General features: G+C 40.2%; 14 protein-coding genes and 1 pseudogene. 6 read left to right on the top strand and 9 right to left on the bottom strand.

What is annotated here, in order from left to right:
• The first annotated feature begins 120 nt into the window (after positions 1–120).
• The 3 genes from CXF80_RS07315 to CXF80_RS07305 all read left to right on the top strand — a co-directional run bounded on the left by CXF80_RS07315 (position 121) and on the right by CXF80_RS07305 (position 4,316).
• Complete coding sequence (locus tag CXF80_RS07315) at positions 121–411, top strand: hypothetical protein (RefSeq protein ID WP_157822196.1); 291 nt, start codon at positions 121–123, stop codon at positions 409–411.
• A 243-nt stretch (positions 412–654) separates the two neighbouring features.
• Positions 655–3,870, top strand: coding sequence for a DEAD/DEAH box helicase (locus tag CXF80_RS07310; RefSeq protein WP_101032257.1), 3,216 nt, complete (start codon positions 655–657; stop codon positions 3,868–3,870).
• A 59-nt stretch (positions 3,871–3,929) separates the two neighbouring features.
• Positions 3,930–4,316 carry a hypothetical protein gene (locus CXF80_RS07305; protein WP_157822195.1) on the top strand — a complete coding sequence of 129 codons (387 nt, stop codon included), beginning with the start codon at positions 3,930–3,932 and terminating at the stop codon, positions 4,314–4,316.
• Positions 4,317–4,328: 12 nt separating this feature from the next.
• Here the strand turns inward: CXF80_RS07305 and CXF80_RS07300 are convergent, their stop codons facing one another.
• Both CXF80_RS07300 and CXF80_RS07295 read right to left on the bottom strand, forming a co-directional pair.
• On the bottom strand, positions 4,329–5,342 hold the full coding sequence (locus tag CXF80_RS07300; RefSeq protein ID WP_101032255.1) for an oxidoreductase: 1,014 nt from the start codon (positions 5,340–5,342) through the stop codon (positions 4,329–4,331).
• Between the two features lie 9 nt (positions 5,343–5,351).
• The gene (locus CXF80_RS07295) at positions 5,352–5,966 is read right to left on the bottom strand and encodes a LysE family translocator (RefSeq protein WP_101032254.1); all 615 of its coding nucleotides are present in this window, start codon (positions 5,964–5,966) and stop codon (positions 5,352–5,354) included.
• A gap of 222 nt (positions 5,967–6,188) precedes the next feature.
• On the opposite strand from CXF80_RS07295, the gene CXF80_RS07290 reads away from it, so the two are divergent.
• Positions 6,189–6,659, top strand: coding sequence for a DTW domain-containing protein (locus CXF80_RS07290; RefSeq protein ID WP_101032253.1), 471 nt, complete (start codon positions 6,189–6,191; stop codon positions 6,657–6,659).
• Positions 6,660–6,793: 134 nt separating this feature from the next.
• Positions 6,794–7,033 (top strand): annotated as a pseudogene (locus CXF80_RS07285) (transposase); the annotation flags it as partial.
• A gap of 268 nt (positions 7,034–7,301) precedes the next feature.
• Here the strand turns inward: CXF80_RS07285 and CXF80_RS07280 are convergent.
• From CXF80_RS07280 to CXF80_RS07250, 7 genes are all read right to left on the bottom strand, one after another.
• Complete coding sequence (locus CXF80_RS07280) at positions 7,302–8,792, bottom strand: tryptophan halogenase family protein (RefSeq protein ID WP_101032251.1); 1,491 nt, start codon at positions 8,790–8,792, stop codon at positions 7,302–7,304.
• 16 nt (positions 8,793–8,808) lie between these two features.
• Positions 8,809–9,816 carry a cupin-like domain-containing protein gene (locus CXF80_RS07275; RefSeq protein ID WP_101032250.1) on the bottom strand — a complete coding sequence of 336 codons (1,008 nt, stop codon included), beginning with the start codon at positions 9,814–9,816 and terminating at the stop codon, positions 8,809–8,811.
• A 9-nt stretch (positions 9,817–9,825) separates the two neighbouring features.
• Complete coding sequence (locus CXF80_RS07270; RefSeq protein ID WP_101032249.1) at positions 9,826–10,560, bottom strand: SapC family protein; 735 nt, start codon at positions 10,558–10,560, stop codon at positions 9,826–9,828.
• Positions 10,561–10,669: 109 nt separating this feature from the next.
• Positions 10,670–13,648, bottom strand: a complete 2,979-nt coding sequence (locus tag CXF80_RS07265) for a TonB-dependent receptor (RefSeq protein ID WP_101032248.1) — start codon at positions 13,646–13,648, stop codon at positions 10,670–10,672.
• Positions 13,649–14,579: 931 nt separating this feature from the next.
• Positions 14,580–15,581, bottom strand: coding sequence for a LacI family DNA-binding transcriptional regulator (locus CXF80_RS07260; protein WP_101034703.1), 1,002 nt, complete (start codon positions 15,579–15,581; stop codon positions 14,580–14,582).
• 55 nt (positions 15,582–15,636) lie between these two features.
• On the bottom strand, positions 15,637–16,965 hold the full coding sequence (locus tag CXF80_RS07255; RefSeq protein WP_101032247.1) for a glycoside-pentoside-hexuronide (GPH):cation symporter: 1,329 nt from the start codon (positions 16,963–16,965) through the stop codon (positions 15,637–15,639).
• A gap of 98 nt (positions 16,966–17,063) precedes the next feature.
• Positions 17,064–18,395, bottom strand: a complete 1,332-nt coding sequence (locus CXF80_RS07250) for a GH1 family beta-glucosidase (protein ID WP_101032246.1) — start codon at positions 18,393–18,395, stop codon at positions 17,064–17,066.
• Positions 18,396–18,748: 353 nt separating this feature from the next.
• Here CXF80_RS07250 and fucP point away from each other — a divergent pair, with 353 nt between their 5' ends.
• Positions 18,749–20,056, top strand: a complete 1,308-nt coding sequence (gene fucP / locus CXF80_RS07245; protein ID WP_101032245.1) for an L-fucose:H+ symporter permease — start codon at positions 18,749–18,751, stop codon at positions 20,054–20,056.
• Positions 20,057–20,066 lie beyond the last annotated feature (10 nt).

Genomic DNA, 20,066 nt, shown 5'->3' with positions numbered 1-20,066 from the left:
TCAAACGAGATCTACTTTTTTCGCATGATTGATCCAATGAGATTGTTGAACTTATTACGATGTACAAACAGAGGCGTCATAATGATTGTGATTACTTGGGTTATTTTATCATTGATAATAATGAGTTTTTTTGTATATAAATTGAATGTTATTACCCAAAATATTTGCCAATATATTCAACATCACTATCCTGAAGAGTATGCACATTGTGATCAAATGAGCAGCAAAATGGACCCAGTGCACAAGGACACTCAAATTCAGCTGATGGAGTCTTTTCATTCCGGTAACGTGTTGTTGCTGCAAGATCCCGCTTTGGAGCAGTTAAGACAACAATTATCTCGCTCAAAAATTTTGTTTGTACTCTCGCCTTTTCTATTAATGATAGTGATGACCATAGTCCCCTATGGATGACACTCATCTGATAAGGGTAAACTTTTTTCTGTTTAATCTCGTATCAAAAGCACTTTTCAACCTTTGTTGTGCTTTGGCGAAGCCTTAGCTGCGCAATTGCAATAATATAATCAATTTGAGCAAGATTTATGTTCAATAGTTCAGCAAACCCTAGATATTGCGCGCTTTCTCCCATAGAATGACAAGTTAACTTTTTTATCAGCAGCCACGGTTTATTTTGCTGCGGTTTTATTAGGTATATTGATGTCGGCGAAACTGTTTAATCTCCCCATTAAGCTTTCATTAGAGATGATTGCGAAACTGTTTTCGGCCACGCAAATTCAAAAAGCTCAAAACTATTTGATCCAAGGCCGAGTGCTAGAAGTGACTGCTAGCAGTGATAACCATGACATTGAAGCTTATGTTGAAGGATCTGCTGCAGAACCGTATCGGCAAGAAATTACCCTTGTGAATGTTAATCACAAGATTGTGATGCGATCTCATTGTACTTGTCCTGTCAGAACCAACTGTAAACATGTTGCCGCGGCGATGCTGGCACTGGTTGATAAAAAACCGGTTGAAGAGCAACGTATTAACCAATGGTTGCGCCAACTTGACGAGCAAAAAACCGTTGCTGAGTTTGATGATGACGATCAAGAAGACAAAGACCGCATTATCTATGTGCTGTCCAGTGATCCTCACGGTATTTTTGTTGAATTTAAACGCAGTAAATTAAATAAAAAAGGTCAATATAATAAAGGCGGTAAGCTGGCTCTGACCGATATCCGTTATAGTATTCCCTGGTGGATTGATCCTGAAGATAAACAAATTATTAGTTTGTTGTTGTCGTCAAATAACCATGGTTCTAAAATTTACATCGAAGGCGAAATTTCATTTTTAGCTGTCACGAAAATGCTCGCTGCCGAAGTGTGTTTTTGGGAGGAAAATCGTACTCCATTGACGTGGGCTAAATCCATTACACCAGAGTTTATTTGGTGCGAACTTGATAAAAAACACACCCAAATGCAAATGCGCATGCCTGGGTTGGATAACTGGGAATTTATTGCTACCGAGCCGCCATTGTATGTTGAATTAGACTATCTGCGCTTAGGCAAAATTGACACTGATTTACCGATTAAAAAGTTGAGTTTGCTGCAACATATGCCGCCAGTTCCTCTTGCTCAAGTGGATGCCATTAGCCATAAAATGCTACAGCACTTTTCACCTAAAACGGTGCCAGTGCCAAGTGAAATTGATTTTTGTGAGATTACTGAACCTCTGAATACTCGCTTAACCTTTACTCGTGAGTTTTTTAGCAGTAGTCAGATTATGCAACCGGTTATTCGGGTTGATCATTGTTACGGTGACATAATCTTTAATGCCTCAACTAAACCTGAACGTATTAGTCTAGTTAAAAAAAATCAGGTGCAATATCAAGTACATCGGCATGTAGATCAAGAGTTAACCGCGCTGCAGTCATTAACTGATATTGGCTTGATTACCCTTGAACCTGATCCTGTGCTGGCCAGTTCACAGCAACCCTATTATGTCAGTGTTGGCTTACTACCTGAGTCAATCTTCGAATGGTCTGAGTTAACCAGTGATGGTTTTGATGCATTAAGTGCATTAGGCATGGACATTCAGTTTGATGATGACTTTGACTTACAAATCACCGATGCGCAGTTAGATGTCGACTTAGTCGACGATGATGAGTCAGGGTGGTTTTCATTATCACTCAGCGCCGATATCGATGGTCAAAGTGTGCCGTTATTGGCCTTAGTGGCTCGTTGGTTACAACAAAATGGTGAGCCAGCCGATGATGATGAATTAATTTTACCCGGCCCGAATGGCGGATTTATTAAAATCAAAGCCAAAACCATTAAGCCACTGATCAGCATTATCCAAGAACTATTTCATCGAAATTCTGGAGATGTTATCGCGATACCACGTAACCGTGCCCATATTTTGAATGATTTATCGGCCAGCGATGTACGGTTACTTAATGGCGAGCGAGTGCGCAATTTAGCCACTAAACTGGCAGAGTTTAAAGGGGTGATCCCGATTGCGTTACCCGATGGCTTAAATGCGACGTTACGTGATTATCAAAAGCAGGGTTATGATTGGTTGTGTTTTCTTAAAGAATATCAATTAGGTGGTATTTTGGCCGATGACATGGGCTTAGGCAAAACGGTTCAAGCTTTGGCTTTTTTACTTAAAGCTAAGCAAGAGGCCACCGAGCATCGCACCAGTTTAATTGTTTGTCCCACTAGCTTAGTGGGCAACTGGTTAAAAGAAGCCAATAAATTTGCTCCGTCGTTGAATGTGGTGGTGATCCACGGTAACAAACGCCAGCCATTATTAGATCAGATTAGCGAGTTTGATGTGGTGGTAACTACGTATCCATTAATGCTGCGTGATGAATCTATTTACAGTGAATATGTGTTCGACCATATTATTTTGGACGAAGCACAACAGATTAAAAATGCTCAAGCCAAAGTCAGCCAAGTCATTAAAACCCTTAGAGGCCGCTTCCGTTTGTGTTTGTCTGGCACGCCGCTTGAAAACCATTTAGGCGAATTGAAGTCATTGATGGATTTTTGTCTGCCAGGCTTATTAGGGCAGCACACCTACTTTAATAAACAGTTCCGTGGCCCGATTGAAAAGCAAGCCGATGTCGAGAAATCAGTGCTCCTGAGTAAACGTATTGCGCCGTTTATGCTGCGCCGTACAAAAAAAGAAGTGGTGTCAGAATTACCCGAAAAAACCGTGATAATTCAAACCTTGGAACTCGAAAAAGACCAACGTAATTTGTACGAGTCTATCCGCTTAGTGATGGAGAAAAAGCTGCGTGAGTTGTTTGCCAAAAAAGGCGTATCAAGCAGTCATATTGAGTTTTTAGATGCTTTGCTGAAGTTACGTCAGGCCTGCTGCGATCCCCGTTTAGTTAAACTTGAGCAAGCACAACAAGTCAAAGATAACGCTAAAATGACGTGGTTAATACAAACCCTGCCAGAAATGATTGAAGAGGGTCGTAAAATTCTTATCTTCAGCCAATTTACCGGCATGTTAGCGCTCATTGAAGATGAGTTAAAACGATTGTCCATTAGTTATAGCAAGTTGACCGGCCAAACTCGTGATCGCCAAACCCAAATTGATGCATTTCAAGAGGGTGATAACACGGTGTTTTTGATCAGTTTAAAAGCCGGCGGAACCGGGTTGAATTTAACCGCTGCCGATACCGTGATCCACTTCGATCCTTGGTGGAACCCCGCTGCTGAAAGACAAGCCACCGATCGCGCTCATCGTATTGGTCAGGTAAATCCGGTGTTTGTTTATAAACTGATTGCCCAAGGCACAGTGGAAGAAAAAATCCAGGAAATGCAGCAACACAAACAAGGTTTAGCTGACAGTATTTTATCCGATGGCACTCAAGGTCCATGGCAAGGTAATGCCGACGATTTAATGGCTCTATTAAGCTAGTTTGCTGCTATTGAGTCTATTCTAATTGTATAAGTTTTAGGCTTGATGAGGTAACGCTATTGCCGCCAGTATACTTTAAGCGAGGCTCATCAGCGCCGAGACAACGGCGCTCAAATCACACAACACCTGCTCAGCATATGACGTATTTTGAGCAAGTGTTTGCCGAGCTTCGCCTTCACCCTGAAAAGATAGCCATTGTTAGGCACAATATTGCTCAGTTTCAAGCACAGCCATATCTGAAAAAAGGTCTGCACACGGCAATTGATCGTTTATTGTTGGTGTTTGAAGACGATAACGACATCGAACTCTTGTATCGCCAAGTGATGAGTGATGATGATATTGCGCTGCGAGTGAGACGCTACCCGCTGATTTTTAAGGGGATTATTAATATTAATGCCGACAGTGTCGCCGGCAGTAATGTCGATGCTGATCTCATTAAAGATTAATCGTCTTTCGCGTTAACTCAAGGCTAATTCGGTAACCATCACCCGCGCGGCAAATTCACCGGGTCCGGCCAAAATAGCGCGACCAACGGCAACAAGATCAACTTGTTTTGTGGCGAGTATGGTCTCAATATAATCAACCGTTTCAATACCGCCTACGCCAATGACGGCAGCAGAGGTTTTGCCTTTAAGCGGCGCTGCATCGTCAACTAAAAAACCTTCGCCACGTTTATCTTTAGGCCGATTCCAACCACCAATTCCCGATGATACATTCAAAATTTCAACCCCAGCACCCACTAACCACTGAGCGACTTGACCCATATCCATATGGGATAATCCACCTGGATAGCCATCTTGACCAGGGATCCGCGTCATCACAGCCAATCTTGGCGTGGCTTGTTTTATTGCGCGGACAATTTCTAGCAAAATTCGAGTTCGGTTTTCAAGGCTACCACCATATTGATCATCGCGTTGATTGGTCAATGGCGATAACCACTGATTAATGCCGTAGCCATGGGCACAATGAATTTCGACTAAATCAAAACCCGCTTTATCGGCACGAATAGCGGCACTCACAAAGTCTTGCTGCCATTGTGCTATGTCATCGAGTGTCATGGCTCTTGGTGTCGGCAATACGCGGTCATAGGCTGGCACTATAATGCCTGAAGGGCCCATCACATCTGAGCTAATTCCTGCACTGTCTTTACCGCCACAATGGGTAATTTGTAGACCTGTTGTCGCGCCTGCATGGTGTAACACGCTAGCTATGAGGCTAAGTCCCGCAATGCAGGCATCATCATGAGCGCCTAATTGATTCGATTCACTGCGACCAGCAAGATTCACGTGGCTGTATTCAACCATCACCAGCCCAGCACCCGATTGGGCTAGGTTTTGATAATGAGTTAGGGTTTGCTCGGTGGCCAAGCCATTATTGTCTGCGGTTTGCGATGCCATTGGTGGCACCACAACACGGTTTTTTAAGGTTAATCCATTGATTAACGTCAATGGGGCAAAGCGTAACGCGGTCATCGCAATATCCTATATTGTTATAGCAACTAATATGCCTGCTATCAGCATAATACTGCCTGCAGTTCTATTCATTATCATTACAGCGTTGGGTGAGGTAAATATGAGCTTTGCACTTGTTGCCAAATAAGCATAAATGAGATTAACTGAACCAAAAGAGAGGGTTGCAATGGTTAGTATGATAATGACATCGGTAAAGTCTACTTGGTTCATCGGCACAAAAGCAGGGAAAAAACTGACATAAAATATCAATGCTTTAGGGTTGCCTAAGGCGATTATAATACCGGTTAATAAATTTTTGGCCAGATTGACTTTCGGCGCGGCGGCTAATTGCACGCCGTTTGCTGTAGTGCGCAACATGCTGACCCCAAGCCAGCATAAATACAGCGCACTGGCGTATTTTATTAGCTCGAACGCTGGCCCCATAGCGTGAGCAATCGTCGATAAACCAAACAGTGCTAACAGGATATACAGAAAATCTCCGAGCAGCACCCCAAAGGTCATCGCAGCCCCATGTGTAAACCCATTTGAGAATGAGCGCGACACCACCGCAAAAACTGCCGGACCCGGGACAATCGCTAAAATGAGCATGGTGAAAAATAGTGCGATAACTTGCTGTAGTATCATTAAATAACCTGAACTTGGGTTTATGGGTAGAATACGGGGCTAACTCATCAATTTTGCGAGATTATATCGTACTTTTATATTGCTAATGTATCGGTCTATCGTAAGCAGTCGTTTCAGATGCTTGAATAGTGTTTTATTGACGTTATGTTTTTTATTACTCTTGCGCAGCTGTGTTAAATTTCACAGTTAAGTCATTTATTTTATGGTATTTTTTTTAAAATTATGTTGAAAATTATTTTGCTAACTCACCCGCGAGAAATGGCCCGCGCTAATAATACTGGCCAATTAGTTAAACAAGTCTTGGGAGATAATGTTCGGGTGGTTGAGTGGCACCGCAAACAACCCGATACTGAATTATTGACTGCAATTGAAGCAGAAAAAGTTGGATTGGTATTTCCAAGTGATGAAACTTCGCAAGAGGCAATATTGCCATTAGTTACGTATGAATATCTGGTGATTATCGATGCCACTTGGCAAGAGGCACGCAAGATGTTTAATCAAAGCCCTTATTTAAAAGCATTACCTAAAGTGTCATTGGTTGATGCGCCAAAGTCGATATATCCACTTAGACGGAATCAAATTGAAGGTGGTTTATGTACAGCAGAATGTGCTGCCTTATTGCTTAACCATGCGGGCGAGTCTGCATTGTCGACTCAGCTAATGGAGCTGCTTATGACATTTATTGGACGTTAATGTTTAGCTAGGATCTGTTTTTAATGGTTGAGTTGCATTTGAGATAATAGTGTTTTAATCGAGGCTAGTGGATTACCGCCTAGTAACCTAAGCAACATTCATCCAGCAAAGAGTCCCTCAATACCAGGGCCTCCGCATGGGGGATTGAATCGATGCATTGGATTTTAGATGTCAGTCTGCAAGAGGATGCCTGTCAGATTTATCGAGAAAATGCTGCCGAGAACCTAGCTTGCCTGAGGCACATGTCTTTAAATATGCTTCGAAGCGAATCGAGCAAGATAAGCGTTCCGATGAAACAAAAGCGTTGCATGATGAATCCCGAGTTTTTAGAGCGTGTGTTGCTGGCTGGGTTTGCATCAGAGGTTAAAAGTTAAACACTCATGCGGATGCCCTGTATTCATTCCAGTTAATACTAAACTCAAGAGTGTGTCATTGTACGCATGTTACTGGTTAGCCAATTTTTTGCATTACCTGAAATAATTGAATGTATCAGTGGCAAGCATTCACCAGATTCTACGTTGGTTTATCCCGCGCTGTTAAAAATGTTGATATTGGTATAAAAAATTAATAGTGCAATTAATAGAGCTTTCACTTTGCAAAATTGAGCATTAAAAATAATGTTAATGCTCATATCAAAGCCAGTTAGCCTTTTGATTTACAATATTGATCTAAATATTGCTTATGAGTTGGTAACGACTGAACTGTTTGTGAAATGGAATTTTTGATCCCATTCATAAGGATATCTTGTTCTTTATCAGACATCATATCCGCTATAGGGTGGTGCATTTTTGGGGATAAACCTTGACCTAGCATCACTTGAATCCAAGAGTTTTCTGCAAATAAGTCCCAAGGAGCTTTAAATACATAGCCATGGTCTTTGAATAGTTCAATTCGATGTGTTAATGAACTTGGAACCTCCATTTTGCTACAATAACGCCAGAAGTTTGAATCATTTCTGTTGGTGAGATGATAATGCAGAATGATAAAATCCCGAATATATTGAACTTCTTCTTTTGCTTGAAAGTTATATTCATTTATTACACTGTCAGTAATCCCTGTTTTGGGAAACATTTGCATCAATCTAATGATACCGCGTTGAATTAAATGAATACTTGTTGATTCTAAAGGCTCAATAAATCCACTAGATAAACCTAATGCGACACAGTTTTTATTCCAATGCTTTCTGCGTTGGCCTGGGGAAAATTTAATAAAAAGTGGTTTTTTTAATATTTCCCCTTCAACATTGTTACGTAATAATTGTTCGGCATCTTCATCATTTAAATACTTGCTACAGTAAACAAGGCCATTACCAGTTCTATTTTGTAACGGTATTCGCCATTGCCATCCAGACCCATGAGCAATGCATCGAGTATAAGGTTTAGGGTCTTCAATACTTTCTGTTTGAACGGCAACAGCCCGATCACAGGGTAACCAGTGTGACCAATCTTCGTAGCCGGTATGCAAAGCCTGCTCAATCAAAACACCTCTGAAGCCGGTACAATCAATAAATAAATCACCTTCTATAATGTGTCCTGAAGTCAATTTTAAAGAGGTGATAAACCCAGATACTTCATCGATATTAACTTTATCAATAGTACCTTCTATTCTTTTTACACCGTGCTGTTCCGATATAGTGCGTAAAAACCGTGCGTATAAAGTCGAATCCATATGGTAGGCATACTTCAAACCACTATCAGGTAAATGGGCAAATTTTTGACTCATTCCCGCCTGAAGCTCTAAACAGTAGTCTTCATAACTTGCCTGATAACCTTCCTGCTTGCTGCGATTATAAAATTGCAAAAAAGTCGTTGCCCAGCAATCTCTGCCAGTTGTACCGAAAGAATGGAAATATTCACTGCTAGTGTCTTTCCAATTTTCAAAATTAATACCCAGTTTAAATGTTGCATTGACACTACTCATAAAATCCGCTTCATTAATTTTTAACATTTTATGAAACGTCACTAAAGGAGGAATTGTTGCTTCACCAACACCAACAGTAGAAATCTCATCTGATTCTACTAGCGTAATATTAATTTTATTACCAATAAGTTTTGCTAGTGCTGTTGCTGCCATCCAACCTGCGGTTCCTCCGCCTGCAATTACAACATTTTTTACAGCTGATAAATTATTCATTTATTTATTATCCTTTCTAATATTGTAAACGTTTAATTAGGTAGTCTTTAAAATTTCTAAGTGTTGTTTCACTTTGCGGATTAAGCATACCTTTAGCATGTTCTGGAATATGATCCAGTGGCTGAGCATCGAAAATATAATGGTTAAAAAGGTTTAACCAAATCTGCTTCTTTTCTTCAGGTAAATGTCTTAATGCCATTACAGCATAAAGCAAAGCATTACCTGACTCGTCGGTAGCGTAATCGGTTGAGGACCACCAAAAGGTCGCTAATAAATTTAAGTGAGATAAGCCTTCTACATGATGCCACCACATGCTGGGTAAAAATAATGCATCTCCAGCTTCCAGTTCTGCCACCTGAGCATGTTGCAGTGCATCTTGAAATTTAGGGTACTTTTTAAAGTCGGGCTTTGTCATGTCAACTAGACTAATTGATTGTCCCGCAGGGGTAAAATCAAGCGGACCAATATAAAGGTTTTCAAGTTGATCTGGCGGAAATAAAGTAAATCGTCTCTTACCGTAAACGTTACATGCAATATTATGAGGTACATCATAATGAGCTGGTATGGTACTTTGATTGCCCATCCAAAAGTTCATTGTTGGAAATTTACCTTCTATATGGATATCATTTTCATTTCTTAAGCTCGAAAAGTAGTTGTCAACAGATGTTGTGCCCATATAGTACAACGGAGGTTTTTCATTCCCCTTAGACTGAGCAGTATGCTTAAACAATTCGGTTAATGACATTTTGTACGCTTTGCAATTTATCGCGCTAAACTCATCATTATAAAAAATTCGGCCATTGATATCTGGGGAACCATGACCAACAGTGAGTTCTAAATTGTTAGCATACTTTAATAAATAGTCTTTTAAAGCATCTTCAGACTCATGCCCTTTTTTGACTATAGGCCATTCGTTGATGAAGCCCTTTAGTATCAGGGGTTGTTTAGAATTAACTACAAAAGAAGGGACATCAGAAGCAGATATGCCCTCTACAGTGACCACTTTTTTCAGCGTATCTAACATGTCTACCCTCTATTTTATTTGTAATCTCTGGTTTTTTCTTTTTATCAACTCGCTCATATTTAGCATAGAAGCACTAGCCATATAAAGAGGTTTTAAAAAACCTTTCTGGTTTAGTTCAAAAAGTTGCTGGGAAGATAAGCTGCTTAAAATATCTTCATTTACGGTATAGAATCCAGACAATCTATTGTTACTTTGGTCATTCAATTTGATATCGAAAACAAATTTTTCAAGTAAATTAAATTGGTTTAATAAATGGAAAAATTGTTTACTATCTTCGAATCCTTGGTCTATTTCCCCTAAAATATCACCTATATGTTCTATAAATGGTGTGTTTTGACCATATTGAGTAAATATACTTTCACCTTCGTGTTCATTTAATCTTGGGCTATCAACATCAAGGTGGATGACTTTTTGTTTTTGAATCTGACCATTTATTTCTTGATTTTGATAACCAATTAAAAATGGTTGTGCCTTAATAGTATGCGGAACATAGCCGCAATCCCAACGTTCATCTGATGAAAGAAATAGATTTTCTTTTTTCTCTAAACCTAATAATGCGAACGCTTGAAATTCTTCGGTTGATTCGGTCTTATAAAAGACAATTGGATAGTAAGACTGAATAGCGTAAAACTCACTAGGAAAAGTGAGTGTAATCATTACATTATCACCTAAATCTGAACTTCTTTTGGTGTAAACCTTTAAGTTTTTATGTTGCTCATTATTTAACATCTGGTGGTTTGACATAATTTATCTCTTATAATTTAAATTCATTAATATGAAATAATGTAAAAATTGCACTTGTTTTTATTATTAAAAAACCGCCAGAAGGCGGTTTTTTAAATATAGCTCACTTTTAGAAAGTATAGCGTGCGCCAATGTTGTAACGAGCACCTGACTGAATAGCATTCAGTAATTCACTGCTGTGACGGCTATACATACGCTGTGTTTCATCGGTAATGTTTATGCCTTCAGCAAAAATAATGAAGTTTTCAGTTATGTTATAACTAGCATTTATATCGATTTGCGAATAAGCCTCACTAATGCGTGGATTATTAAGGTTGTTATTGGTCGAGACTAAGAACTCGTCTCGCCAGTTATAAGCGACACGAAGTGAAACCCCGTAGTTTTCATAGAAAGCCACAACGTTTGCAGTATCACTTAAGCCAGGTAGTGCAAACTGGCTATCAAATACATTAGGGTCATACTCTGCATCACTGGATACAAAAGTATAGTTAGCTTGCATACCAAAACCCATTTCTAATGTATGTTGGAAAGCAATTTCAACACCATCAATCGAAGCATCACGCTCGTTAAATGGTTTAGTAATATCGAAATCAATTAGGCTATCTTCAGCCGTTGAGTGGATGTTACCCGTTGGATTTCCGTTTGAGTCTGCACCTGTGACTGTACTGGATTCTGGATAATTTTCGAAAATGTATTGTCTAATTGCTGCGTTATCACTGCTTCCTACCGCAGCAAGGGCTTCTGCATAACGAGGTCCACTAGTTGGATTTCTTAAATCAAATAAATTACCCTTGGTCGTGCGAGTACCAATAAAGTTTTCAATGTCTTTTTTGAAGTATCCAACAGATGCGTAGCTCGCAGGAGCAAAATACCATTCTAGGGAAAAGTCAAAGTTGGTTGATTCATAAGGCACTAACCCTGGGTCACCACTGTTTGCTGTAGCGAATCCTTGTCTTACTTCACCAATACCTACACCACCACGAATGTGATTGTAAGTTGGTCTTGAAAGGGTTTTTCCGATTGATGCTCTTGCAATTAAATCATCAGTAATACCTAAGCTAGCATCAAGATTAGGTAAAAAGTTGTCGTAACTACCGTTGAAATTGGTAAACGCACTTTCACCAGTATCTATGGTTGCAAATTCATTATTAGAAACCCAATCAATACCTGTATAAGCTGGCACCATTGCACTAGCATTAACATCTGTATCTTCATATCGGAAACCGACAGAGACATTTAACGGCATATTTGAAATATCAAATTCCATGTTAACTTGAGCAAAAATAGCCTGATATTCTTCAGATATCATTTCATCCCTTGTCCAGTTGTCATTGACACAGAAACGATCGCTACAAGGCCATATACCAGGTGATACTTGATTAGCGCTATTATCAGGCGCTGCATAAGAAGCGATTTCGCGTGCTGCGTCTGCAAAACTAAAGTTGTAGAACAAGTCGAAAAGATTTATCTGGTCACCAGCAGCATTTTGGCCAGTTGTCGGCAGGTCATTTAATTGCCCAGAACTACTGCCTGGTGTAAATAGACTATCACTAACATCATCAACACTGCCTTCGCCGCCCCAAGTATCACGTTGAGCCGTCATAATTGATGCTCTGACATCATTATCAGTTTTAGATACACCAAAATCGACACTAGTAATGAAGCCATCATCAAATACATATTTACCGCGTAGCTGGATTTGGTCTAAATCATTAGTAAACTGACTGTTTCTTAATGAGCTACCGGTAGTAATTAGTTCAGATGGTGCGCCAGTTAAACCATCTAATTGAGCGATAGACATAACAGGAAAGTCTGAACTAAAATCAATTGTCGTGCTTTGACGTGAGTTAACAGCATATTCGATTACAGAACTGTTTCCGTATGGGCTATCTGATTTTGAGGTGGCTGAAGAATTGTGGTAATCAAGTTCTAAGGTTAAGTTATCGTTAACATTCCACTCTAAGTTTACACCGATTGAATCGTTTTCGTTCTTTTGGCCAGATTCAGAAGTAGAAAAAGATAAATCAGGACCCGCACCAGAATGCCATACAAGTGGTGAATGATTTGGACCATCGCTAAATTTATTTAAATTACCATCAATCGTTTCGCCTTCCCAGAACCATGCACCGATACCGTTTGAGGTCGATGAAACGGTTTGCTGTGACATTGTATAATCAGCTGTCAATATTAGGTCATCTGTTGGTGCGTATTGGAAAACAACCTGACCGTTATCTCTTTTACGTTCAAATTCGGTAAAATTATAACGGAATTGTTGTGGACGGTTAAAGGTATCACCCTCATCCCAGTCAGTATTATTGATACCACCATTCCAACCATCAACTGGAGCGACTGCTTGAGTATGCCATTGAGGAACAACGGCTTCTTTTGTGGCACCATTTCTTTCTTGGTGACTAAATGAAATGCCAATACCAAAGGTGTCATCAGCAAAGGTATTACTATAGATACCAGACAGTTCAGGGGTAATATTATCACCTTCATCAGTCGACTGGTCCATTACTCCTTTAACACCAAAAGAGGCTTGTTGCCCTGGATTATCGAATGGTTTTGCTGTTTGGATATTAACGGTAGCGCCAATACCACCACTTGAAATATCGGCTTTTGCTGTTTTATAAACTTCAACACCACTGATTGCTTCTGAAGCAATATTACCAAAGTCAAATGAACGTGAGCTGCTTGTTGTGGTTGCTTCTAAGTTGGACGACGGCATTTGACGTCCATTTAACGTAACTAAGTTGAAATCTGGCCCTAAACCACGAACAGTAATCTTAGATCCTTCGCCGTTTGAACGGTCGATTGATACACCCGATATACGCTGTAATGATTCGGCTAAGTTAGTGTCTGGGAATTTACCCATGTCTTCAGCACTAATGGCATCGACTACACCCTGAGAGCTTCGTTTAATGTCCATTGACTTAATTAAACTACCACGTATGCCTTTAACCTGAACCACTTCAATATTTTCTTCAGCGGCTTCATCAGCTGCGTAGGCAGGTAACATACTGCTTACACCAAGCACTAGCGATAAACTGGTTGCTAGCTTGGTTTTTGTAAATTTTGTTGTTTTCATCTAGGAAATCCCCATTGACTAGATTTTGCTTCTCTCAATATTGAGGGTTAGGCGCAAATCGTTTTTTTAATTCTTCATCAACGCTGCAATCATTATTTATAATGGTTATGTTATAAAACAGCTAATGTAAGCGCTTACATAAAACTAGTGCAAATTGTGACCGCAGTCAACAAAAACAATATTTAAATGTTACATTTTATTAACTATAGTGGTAGGTAGTTTATGGGTTATTATATTAGCCATTGTTTAATAAGATTTTTATTTTTTACGAATATTTCAAATAAATAATGTAAGCGGCTTCTTTTGTTGGTTAAATTGTTACCACTTAGATTGGGTTTTATCCGTTATTGAAAACTAATAAGGTTATTCCAGACTAACTTTCTAGCGGGTTATTATTTTGTTGCATGTGGCGACAGTGATTTGATGTGGTTTTGGTTTATGGTATTAGGCTTCATTTCATCGTTATCTATAACCAAAGTATGAGTTATTAAGACGCATGTGAATGACCCACAGGAATGGAGGCAACATATTATCGAAAGGTCAACTTATTAGTCATTGCTCGGCTGATAGCTTGGATAAGTCGGTTGAAATCGCACTATTGCGGTATTTTTTGCCCACGCTTGTCCTCTCGTTACTGATAAGGTGCGTTTATGAGTGGTTAAGTTGTCAGTCTATAGCGCATATTGGATTGTTCGTTTGCGAGCCGATGGCTTCATTGCTCGTCGCAGTGAAAATGGTCAGTATCAGTACTTTTTAATCAGTATGATAAATTATCACCTCTGCATAGGGTAGCGTTGACTCACTCTTGATAGTTTACTGACTTGAGGGATCCGCTTATCGGAACAGGGGCTTAACATCTGGCTTTTTTGGGTATCGTTTTTCGATATTGCAGCAGGATAGGTTAACCGCTAAATGGTTCGATTGACTCTTGCTAATTGATTGCTTTAGCTGAATCACGCACAAATAGCTCTGGTGTAAACGAGCTTTCAACTGAGACGGCTTTATCGTTATACACTTGTTGTAATACCCAAAGAGCAGCCATTTTGCCCATTTCGTGAATAGGGTTGTTAACAGTTGATAATTTAGGTGAGATGTATTGTGGAAACGGAATATTATCGTAGCCCATAAATGAAATATCATCAGGAACACGCAAACCGCGTTCTAAACAGACTGATATCGCGCCAGAGGCCATTTGATCGCTTGCACATACCACTGCGGTGATCTGCTTATTCTGTGACAGTAAATATTCCATAGCATCACTGCCACCAAATTCGCGGAAGTTACCTTCAAAGCACAATGCTGGGTCGAATGGGATCTGGTGTTCTTGCAATGCTCGTTTATGCCCTTTTAGACGATCTCTGGCATCGAGTTTATATAACGGCCCAGAAATATAGGCGACATCTTTATGACCAAGAGAGAGGATGTATTTAGTCGCCATATAACCACCGAGTTCATTTTCTAAATAAATACAGTGATCTTTAATTGATTCGATATAGCGGTTAATAAATACCACAGGTGTTGAAGCTTGGCTTAGCTGAACCAAATACTCATCTGATACAGCTTCAACGTCCAAAATCAGTGCATCACAGCCACGACTTAATAAAAATTCTACCCCTTCTTTTTCTTGTTTCTCATCGCTGTGGCCAGCAGCAATAATGACATGCTTATTAGCACTGCGAAGGGCTGTTTCGATTTCTGTCATCATTGGACCATAATACGGACCATCAAGCTGGGACACTAAAACGCCAACACTGTTGGAGCAATTTGAGGCTAATGATTGGGCAATAGTATTGGGGCGATAGCCTAAAGAGGCCATCGCATCGAGAACCTTCTGTTTGGTTTTATCGCTGACTTTGGTGTTGTTATTCATCACTCTAGACACTGTCGCCAGAGACACACCAGCCATTACGGATACATCGTAAATTGTTGCCATATAATTAGTTTTTAAAAGCCGTCTTGGATCACATGGTTCCAAGACTAACATGCTTTTATTTCGCTTCTCTATTTAATTCTAAGTGAATTTGGTCCACTTTTTTATTATCTAAAGTGTACCAACGCATGACAAAGGCCACTACCAATGAACCGATAGCAGGGTATATAGTGAATGAAAGTAATATTCCTTGTTGAGTCTGTTCAGTTTGGATGATATCTGGCTGATAACCATAGCCCGCCAGTAACCAACCCGCTGCAGCGCCACCAATAGCGACCCCAAGTTTGATAAAGAAAATTACCGATGAATAAATCATCCCGGTAATACGCACGCCGTTTTTATATTGACCGTAATCGACTACATCAGCCATTTTGGCCCAGAGTAACGGGGTAGCCATATTGAAGGTAAATCCCCACACAATAAACATCGCAAAAGCTAACACCACTTGGTCACTTGGCACAAAGTAGCTTATGACACACATCGCCGCAGCCAGCAGTTGCAAGGTGATGTAGGCTTTTACTTTACAAAAACGCTTCGCTAAAGGCTCAGCCAAAATGCAGCCAAAAATGTTACCGACCATGCCAAGGGTAATAAAAAGGGTAATATAATCAGGCATGTTTAAGAAATATTTAACGTAGTAAATCGCTAAACTGGTGCGCAATACCATTCCTGATAATAAGCATACCGCCGCTATGGCTAACACACGCCATTGATCATTGTGGAGCATGTCGGCAAAGTCTTTTTTAAAGCTTGATTGCTGATCAACGGGCGGATGTAGGCGTTCTTTGGTGCCCCAAAAGCAGACTAAAAACATCGCAACACCCAAAACGCTCATCGCGGCAATTGTCAGTTGATATCCTTTCGCCTGATCGCCTTTGCCTAAAAACTCCACTAATGGCAAGGTTAGGCCAGACACCAATAATCCGCCCAGCATCGCAAACACAAAACGATATGATTGCACTGATACCCGCTCTTTAGGGTCGGCAGTCAATACACCGCCTAAGGCACAGTAAGGAATGTTAATAGCGGTATACACCATCATTAATGCAGTGTAGGTCACGAAGGCATAAATCATTTTGCCATCTTCAGACAAATCTGGGGTGGTAAAGGCGAGTACGCTGATTATTCCAAAGGGCAGGGCAAACCATAATAGATAGGGTCTAAATTTGCCCCAACGAGTATGGGTTCGGTCAGTTAATGCACCCATTAATGGATCGGTAATGGCATCAATTAAGCGAACGGCTAAAAACATGGTGCCAACAAATGCAGGTGAAATACCGAAAATATCGGTGTAGAAAAAGGTTAAAAATAGCATTACCGTTTGGAATACAATGTTACTGGCGGTGTCCCCAAGTCCGTAGGCTACTTTTTCTCTTATACTGATCATACATGCCTCAATTATTATTTTATATTTTAAAATGATGCAACTGTTTGAATAAGATTAAGTCATTTAGATAACGACTTAATCTCCATTTTATGTTTAGTTTATTTTCTTGCCCTAATAAAGTCTCGATATGCGTGTGCACTGGTTTTTAAGGTGCGCTGTTGGTTAGCATAATCGACATAGACAATACCAAAGCGTTTTAAATAACCTTCTGCCCACTCAAAATTATCCATCAAACTCCAAGCAAAGTAACCCACAACATTAACACCTTGTTCAATGGCATCGTTTACTGCATTTAAGTGGGCGGCATAATATTTGACTCTGTCAACATCATCTACCTTGCCATCTAGCAATTTATCATCCATTGCCGCACCATTTTCAGTAATGTAAATCGGTGGTAATGGATAAAGCGCATGTAATGAGGTTAGCAAATCAGTAAAGGCTTGTGGATAAATTTCCCAGCCCATATCGGTTTTAGGTTTGCCAGCCATGTCTATTTGGCTAAAGCCATTTTCCGTATCGGCTTTGTAAACCGCGCGGGTATAGAAGTTAATCCCTAAAAAATCGATGGGTTGGGCGATAATATCAAAATCACCGTCTTCAATAATGGGTACATCTTCTGCGGCAAAATCATTGATGATGTCTGGGTAGCACCGGTCAAATAACGGTTTTATGTACCATTGATTAAAGTATTGGTCGGCTTTGTCGGCGGCTTGTACGTCTGCAACGCTGTCGGTTGCGCTATAACAAGGGGTAAAGTTAAGCACAATACCATTTTGGCTATTTGGGCTGTTTTTTTGCAGTACCTTCATGGCTAGGCCATGTGCCAGTAATAAATGATGCGCCGATTGGCGACCATAAGCCTTTTTCGCTAATCCAGGTGCATGAACGCCAATTTCATAGCCTAAGTAAGAGCTGCAAAAAGGTTCGTTAAAGGTGGCATAGGAATACACTCTGTCACCGAACTCTTGAGTGATTTTGTCGGCGTAGTCCGCAAACTGATAGGCTGTTTGACGATTTAACCAACCACCATTATCTTCAATATGTTGCGGTAAATCCCAGTGATATAAGGTGACAAAAGGTTTAATACCGCGACGGATTAACTCATCAAGTAAGTCGGTATAAAACTGAACACCTTGTGGGTTAAGGCTGCCATCTTTCTGCATAACCCGAGGCCAAGAAATCGATAAACGGTAGGCATCAACCCCTAATGATTCAATTAAATCAATGTCTTCACGCCATAATTTAACGTGCTCGCAAGCTTGCTCACCGTTAGAGTTATCACGAATTTTACCTTTAGTGGCACAAAATGTATCCCATATACAAGGGAGGCGTGCTGCCACTGCGCCTTCAATTTGAAAAGAAGCAGTCGCCACACCAAAGGTGAACGCTGTTGAATGCATTTTGGAATTGGCTGGTAACATAATTTTCATATATTTATTCACTTAGTATTGATTAATGTTGTCTATTTTTATTACTAACGTATTAGGTTGAAACACACCGAGAAAAGCCATTGTGACGTGTTAGCTACACAGTAAAAATTATGCTCTAGTGTTTAAAAAATCGTTGACATCAGTTATCGATATGTTAAAAATGAAAGCGCTTACATTGAGATTAGTGATTAATTATCCAAAGGTCAATAATTGATTCGGCTAATTATTACCAATGAACCAAATGCAACATTGTCGGTGTTGAGCTGACGATGTGGAGATTATTTTTGGTGATGTTTTCACTGACGTAAGGTACTGCAACCCAACATAACGATTAACAACAATAAGGGAATGTCATGGCGACTTCGCAGCTTCAATCAGAATTAACTCAGGTTAATTCAACCCATCAGCAGGGGAACTTTCGCTTTGCGTTAGTGGCGTTAACATCGTTATTTTTTATGTGGGGCTTTCTAACCTGCCTCAATGACATTTTAATCCCTTACTTAAAAAATATGTTTGACCTTAATTACACCCAAGCGATGCTGGTGCAGTTTTGCTTTTTTGGGGCCTACTTTATTGTGTCGATCCCGGCGGGTGCGCTAGTGGGTAAGATTGGTTATCAGAAAGGTATTATTACTGGATTAATTATTGCCTGTATTGGCTGTTTACTGTTTTACCCATCGGCTAGTTATGGCTCTTACAATATGTTCTTGTTTGCTTTTTTTGTATTAGCATCAGGTATTACTATTTTGCAAGTGTCAGCCAATCCTTATGTCAGTGCGTTAGGCCCTGCTGAAACTGCATCATCTCGGTTAACATTAACCCAAGCATTTAATTCCTTAGGCACTACAGTGGCGCCATTTTTCGGTAGTTGGTTAATTTTGTCGACGGTGGAACACGACGATAAAATCACAGAAGTTGGCGAAGTGATTGGTCAGTTGTCGGTGCAGCAACAAGCCAGTGCAGTACAAACACCTTACTTAATTCTAGCGGTGGCATTGTTCGCATTAGCGTTGATTTTCATGCTGTTAAAACTGCCGTTACTGGGTAAAAAAGACCCTCAGTCTTCAACTGCAGGATCGGGGAGTGCGTGGCAATATCCACATCTGGTATTGGGCGCGGTAGGTATTTTTGTTTATGTTGGTGCTGAGGTCGGTATTGGCAGTTTTTTGATCAGTTTTTTAACTCAAGATCATATTGGCGGGGTGTCTGAATCGCAGGCCGCACATTATATTGCTTACTACTTTGGTGGTGCGATGGTAGGGCGCTTTATTGGCGCTGCTGTGATGCAAAAAATTAAAGCGGGTAAAGTGCTAGCGTTTAACGCGGTATGTGCTTGTATTTTGGTTGCTGCAGCCATGTTAAGTGCTGGCACCGTTGCCATGTGGGCGTTATTGCTAGTCGGATTATGCAACTCAATTATGTTCCCCACTATTTTCAGCTTAGCGTTACATGATTTAAAACAACACACTAGCCAAGGTTCGGGCATTTTATGCTTAGCCATTGTGGGTGGCGCGGTATTGCCGTTATTTCAAGGTATGTTAGCGGACAGTATTGGCATTCAATTAGCGTTTATTGTGCCTCTTTTATGTTACGGCTTTATTGGTTATTACGGGTTGATAGGGTGTGATGTAAAACGCCCCGTGTCAACAGAAATGGCGTAAGGGAAATACA

Origin of the sequence: Shewanella sp. Actino-trap-3, from assembly GCF_002836275.1 — a bacterium.
Classification (GTDB): Bacteria; Pseudomonadota; Gammaproteobacteria; order Enterobacterales; family Shewanellaceae; genus Shewanella; species Shewanella psychromarinicola.
Note: the sequence above shows the minus strand (reverse complement) of the source record. Positions and strands in the feature narration are given on the sequence as shown.

What these genes read in the sequence shown, in the direction of transcription:
- CXF80_RS07290 (WP_101032253.1), top strand. Translation starts at nt 6,189, where the DNA reads ATGTTGAAAATTATTTTGCTAACTCACCCGCGAGAAATGGCCCGCGCT.
- CXF80_RS07260 (WP_101034703.1), bottom strand. Translation starts at nt 15,581, where the DNA reads ATGGCAACAATTTACGATGTATCCGTAATGGCTGGTGTGTCTCTGGCG.
- CXF80_RS07295 (WP_101032254.1), bottom strand. Translation starts at nt 5,966, where the DNA reads ATGATACTACAGCAAGTTATCGCACTATTTTTCACCATGCTCATTTTA.
- CXF80_RS07275 (WP_101032250.1), bottom strand. Translation starts at nt 9,816, where the DNA reads ATGTTAGATACGCTGAAAAAAGTGGTCACTGTAGAGGGCATATCTGCT.
- CXF80_RS07265 (WP_101032248.1), bottom strand. Translation starts at nt 13,648, where the DNA reads ATGAAAACAACAAAATTTACAAAAACCAAGCTAGCAACCAGTTTATCG.
- CXF80_RS07300 (WP_101032255.1), bottom strand. Translation starts at nt 5,342, where the DNA reads ATGACCGCGTTACGCTTTGCCCCATTGACGTTAATCAATGGATTAACC.
- CXF80_RS07270 (WP_101032249.1), bottom strand. Translation starts at nt 10,560, where the DNA reads ATGTCAAACCACCAGATGTTAAATAATGAGCAACATAAAAACTTAAAG.
- fucP (WP_101032245.1), top strand. Translation starts at nt 18,749, where the DNA reads ATGGCGACTTCGCAGCTTCAATCAGAATTAACTCAGGTTAATTCAACC.
- CXF80_RS07310 (WP_101032257.1), top strand. Translation starts at nt 655, where the DNA reads ATGTCGGCGAAACTGTTTAATCTCCCCATTAAGCTTTCATTAGAGATG.
- CXF80_RS07250 (WP_101032246.1), bottom strand. Translation starts at nt 18,395, where the DNA reads ATGAAAATTATGTTACCAGCCAATTCCAAAATGCATTCAACAGCGTTC.
- CXF80_RS07255 (WP_101032247.1), bottom strand. Translation starts at nt 16,965, where the DNA reads ATGATCAGTATAAGAGAAAAAGTAGCCTACGGACTTGGGGACACCGCC.
- CXF80_RS07280 (WP_101032251.1), bottom strand. Translation starts at nt 8,792, where the DNA reads ATGAATAATTTATCAGCTGTAAAAAATGTTGTAATTGCAGGCGGAGGA.
- CXF80_RS07315 (WP_157822196.1), top strand. Translation starts at nt 121, where the DNA reads ATGAGTTTTTTTGTATATAAATTGAATGTTATTACCCAAAATATTTGC.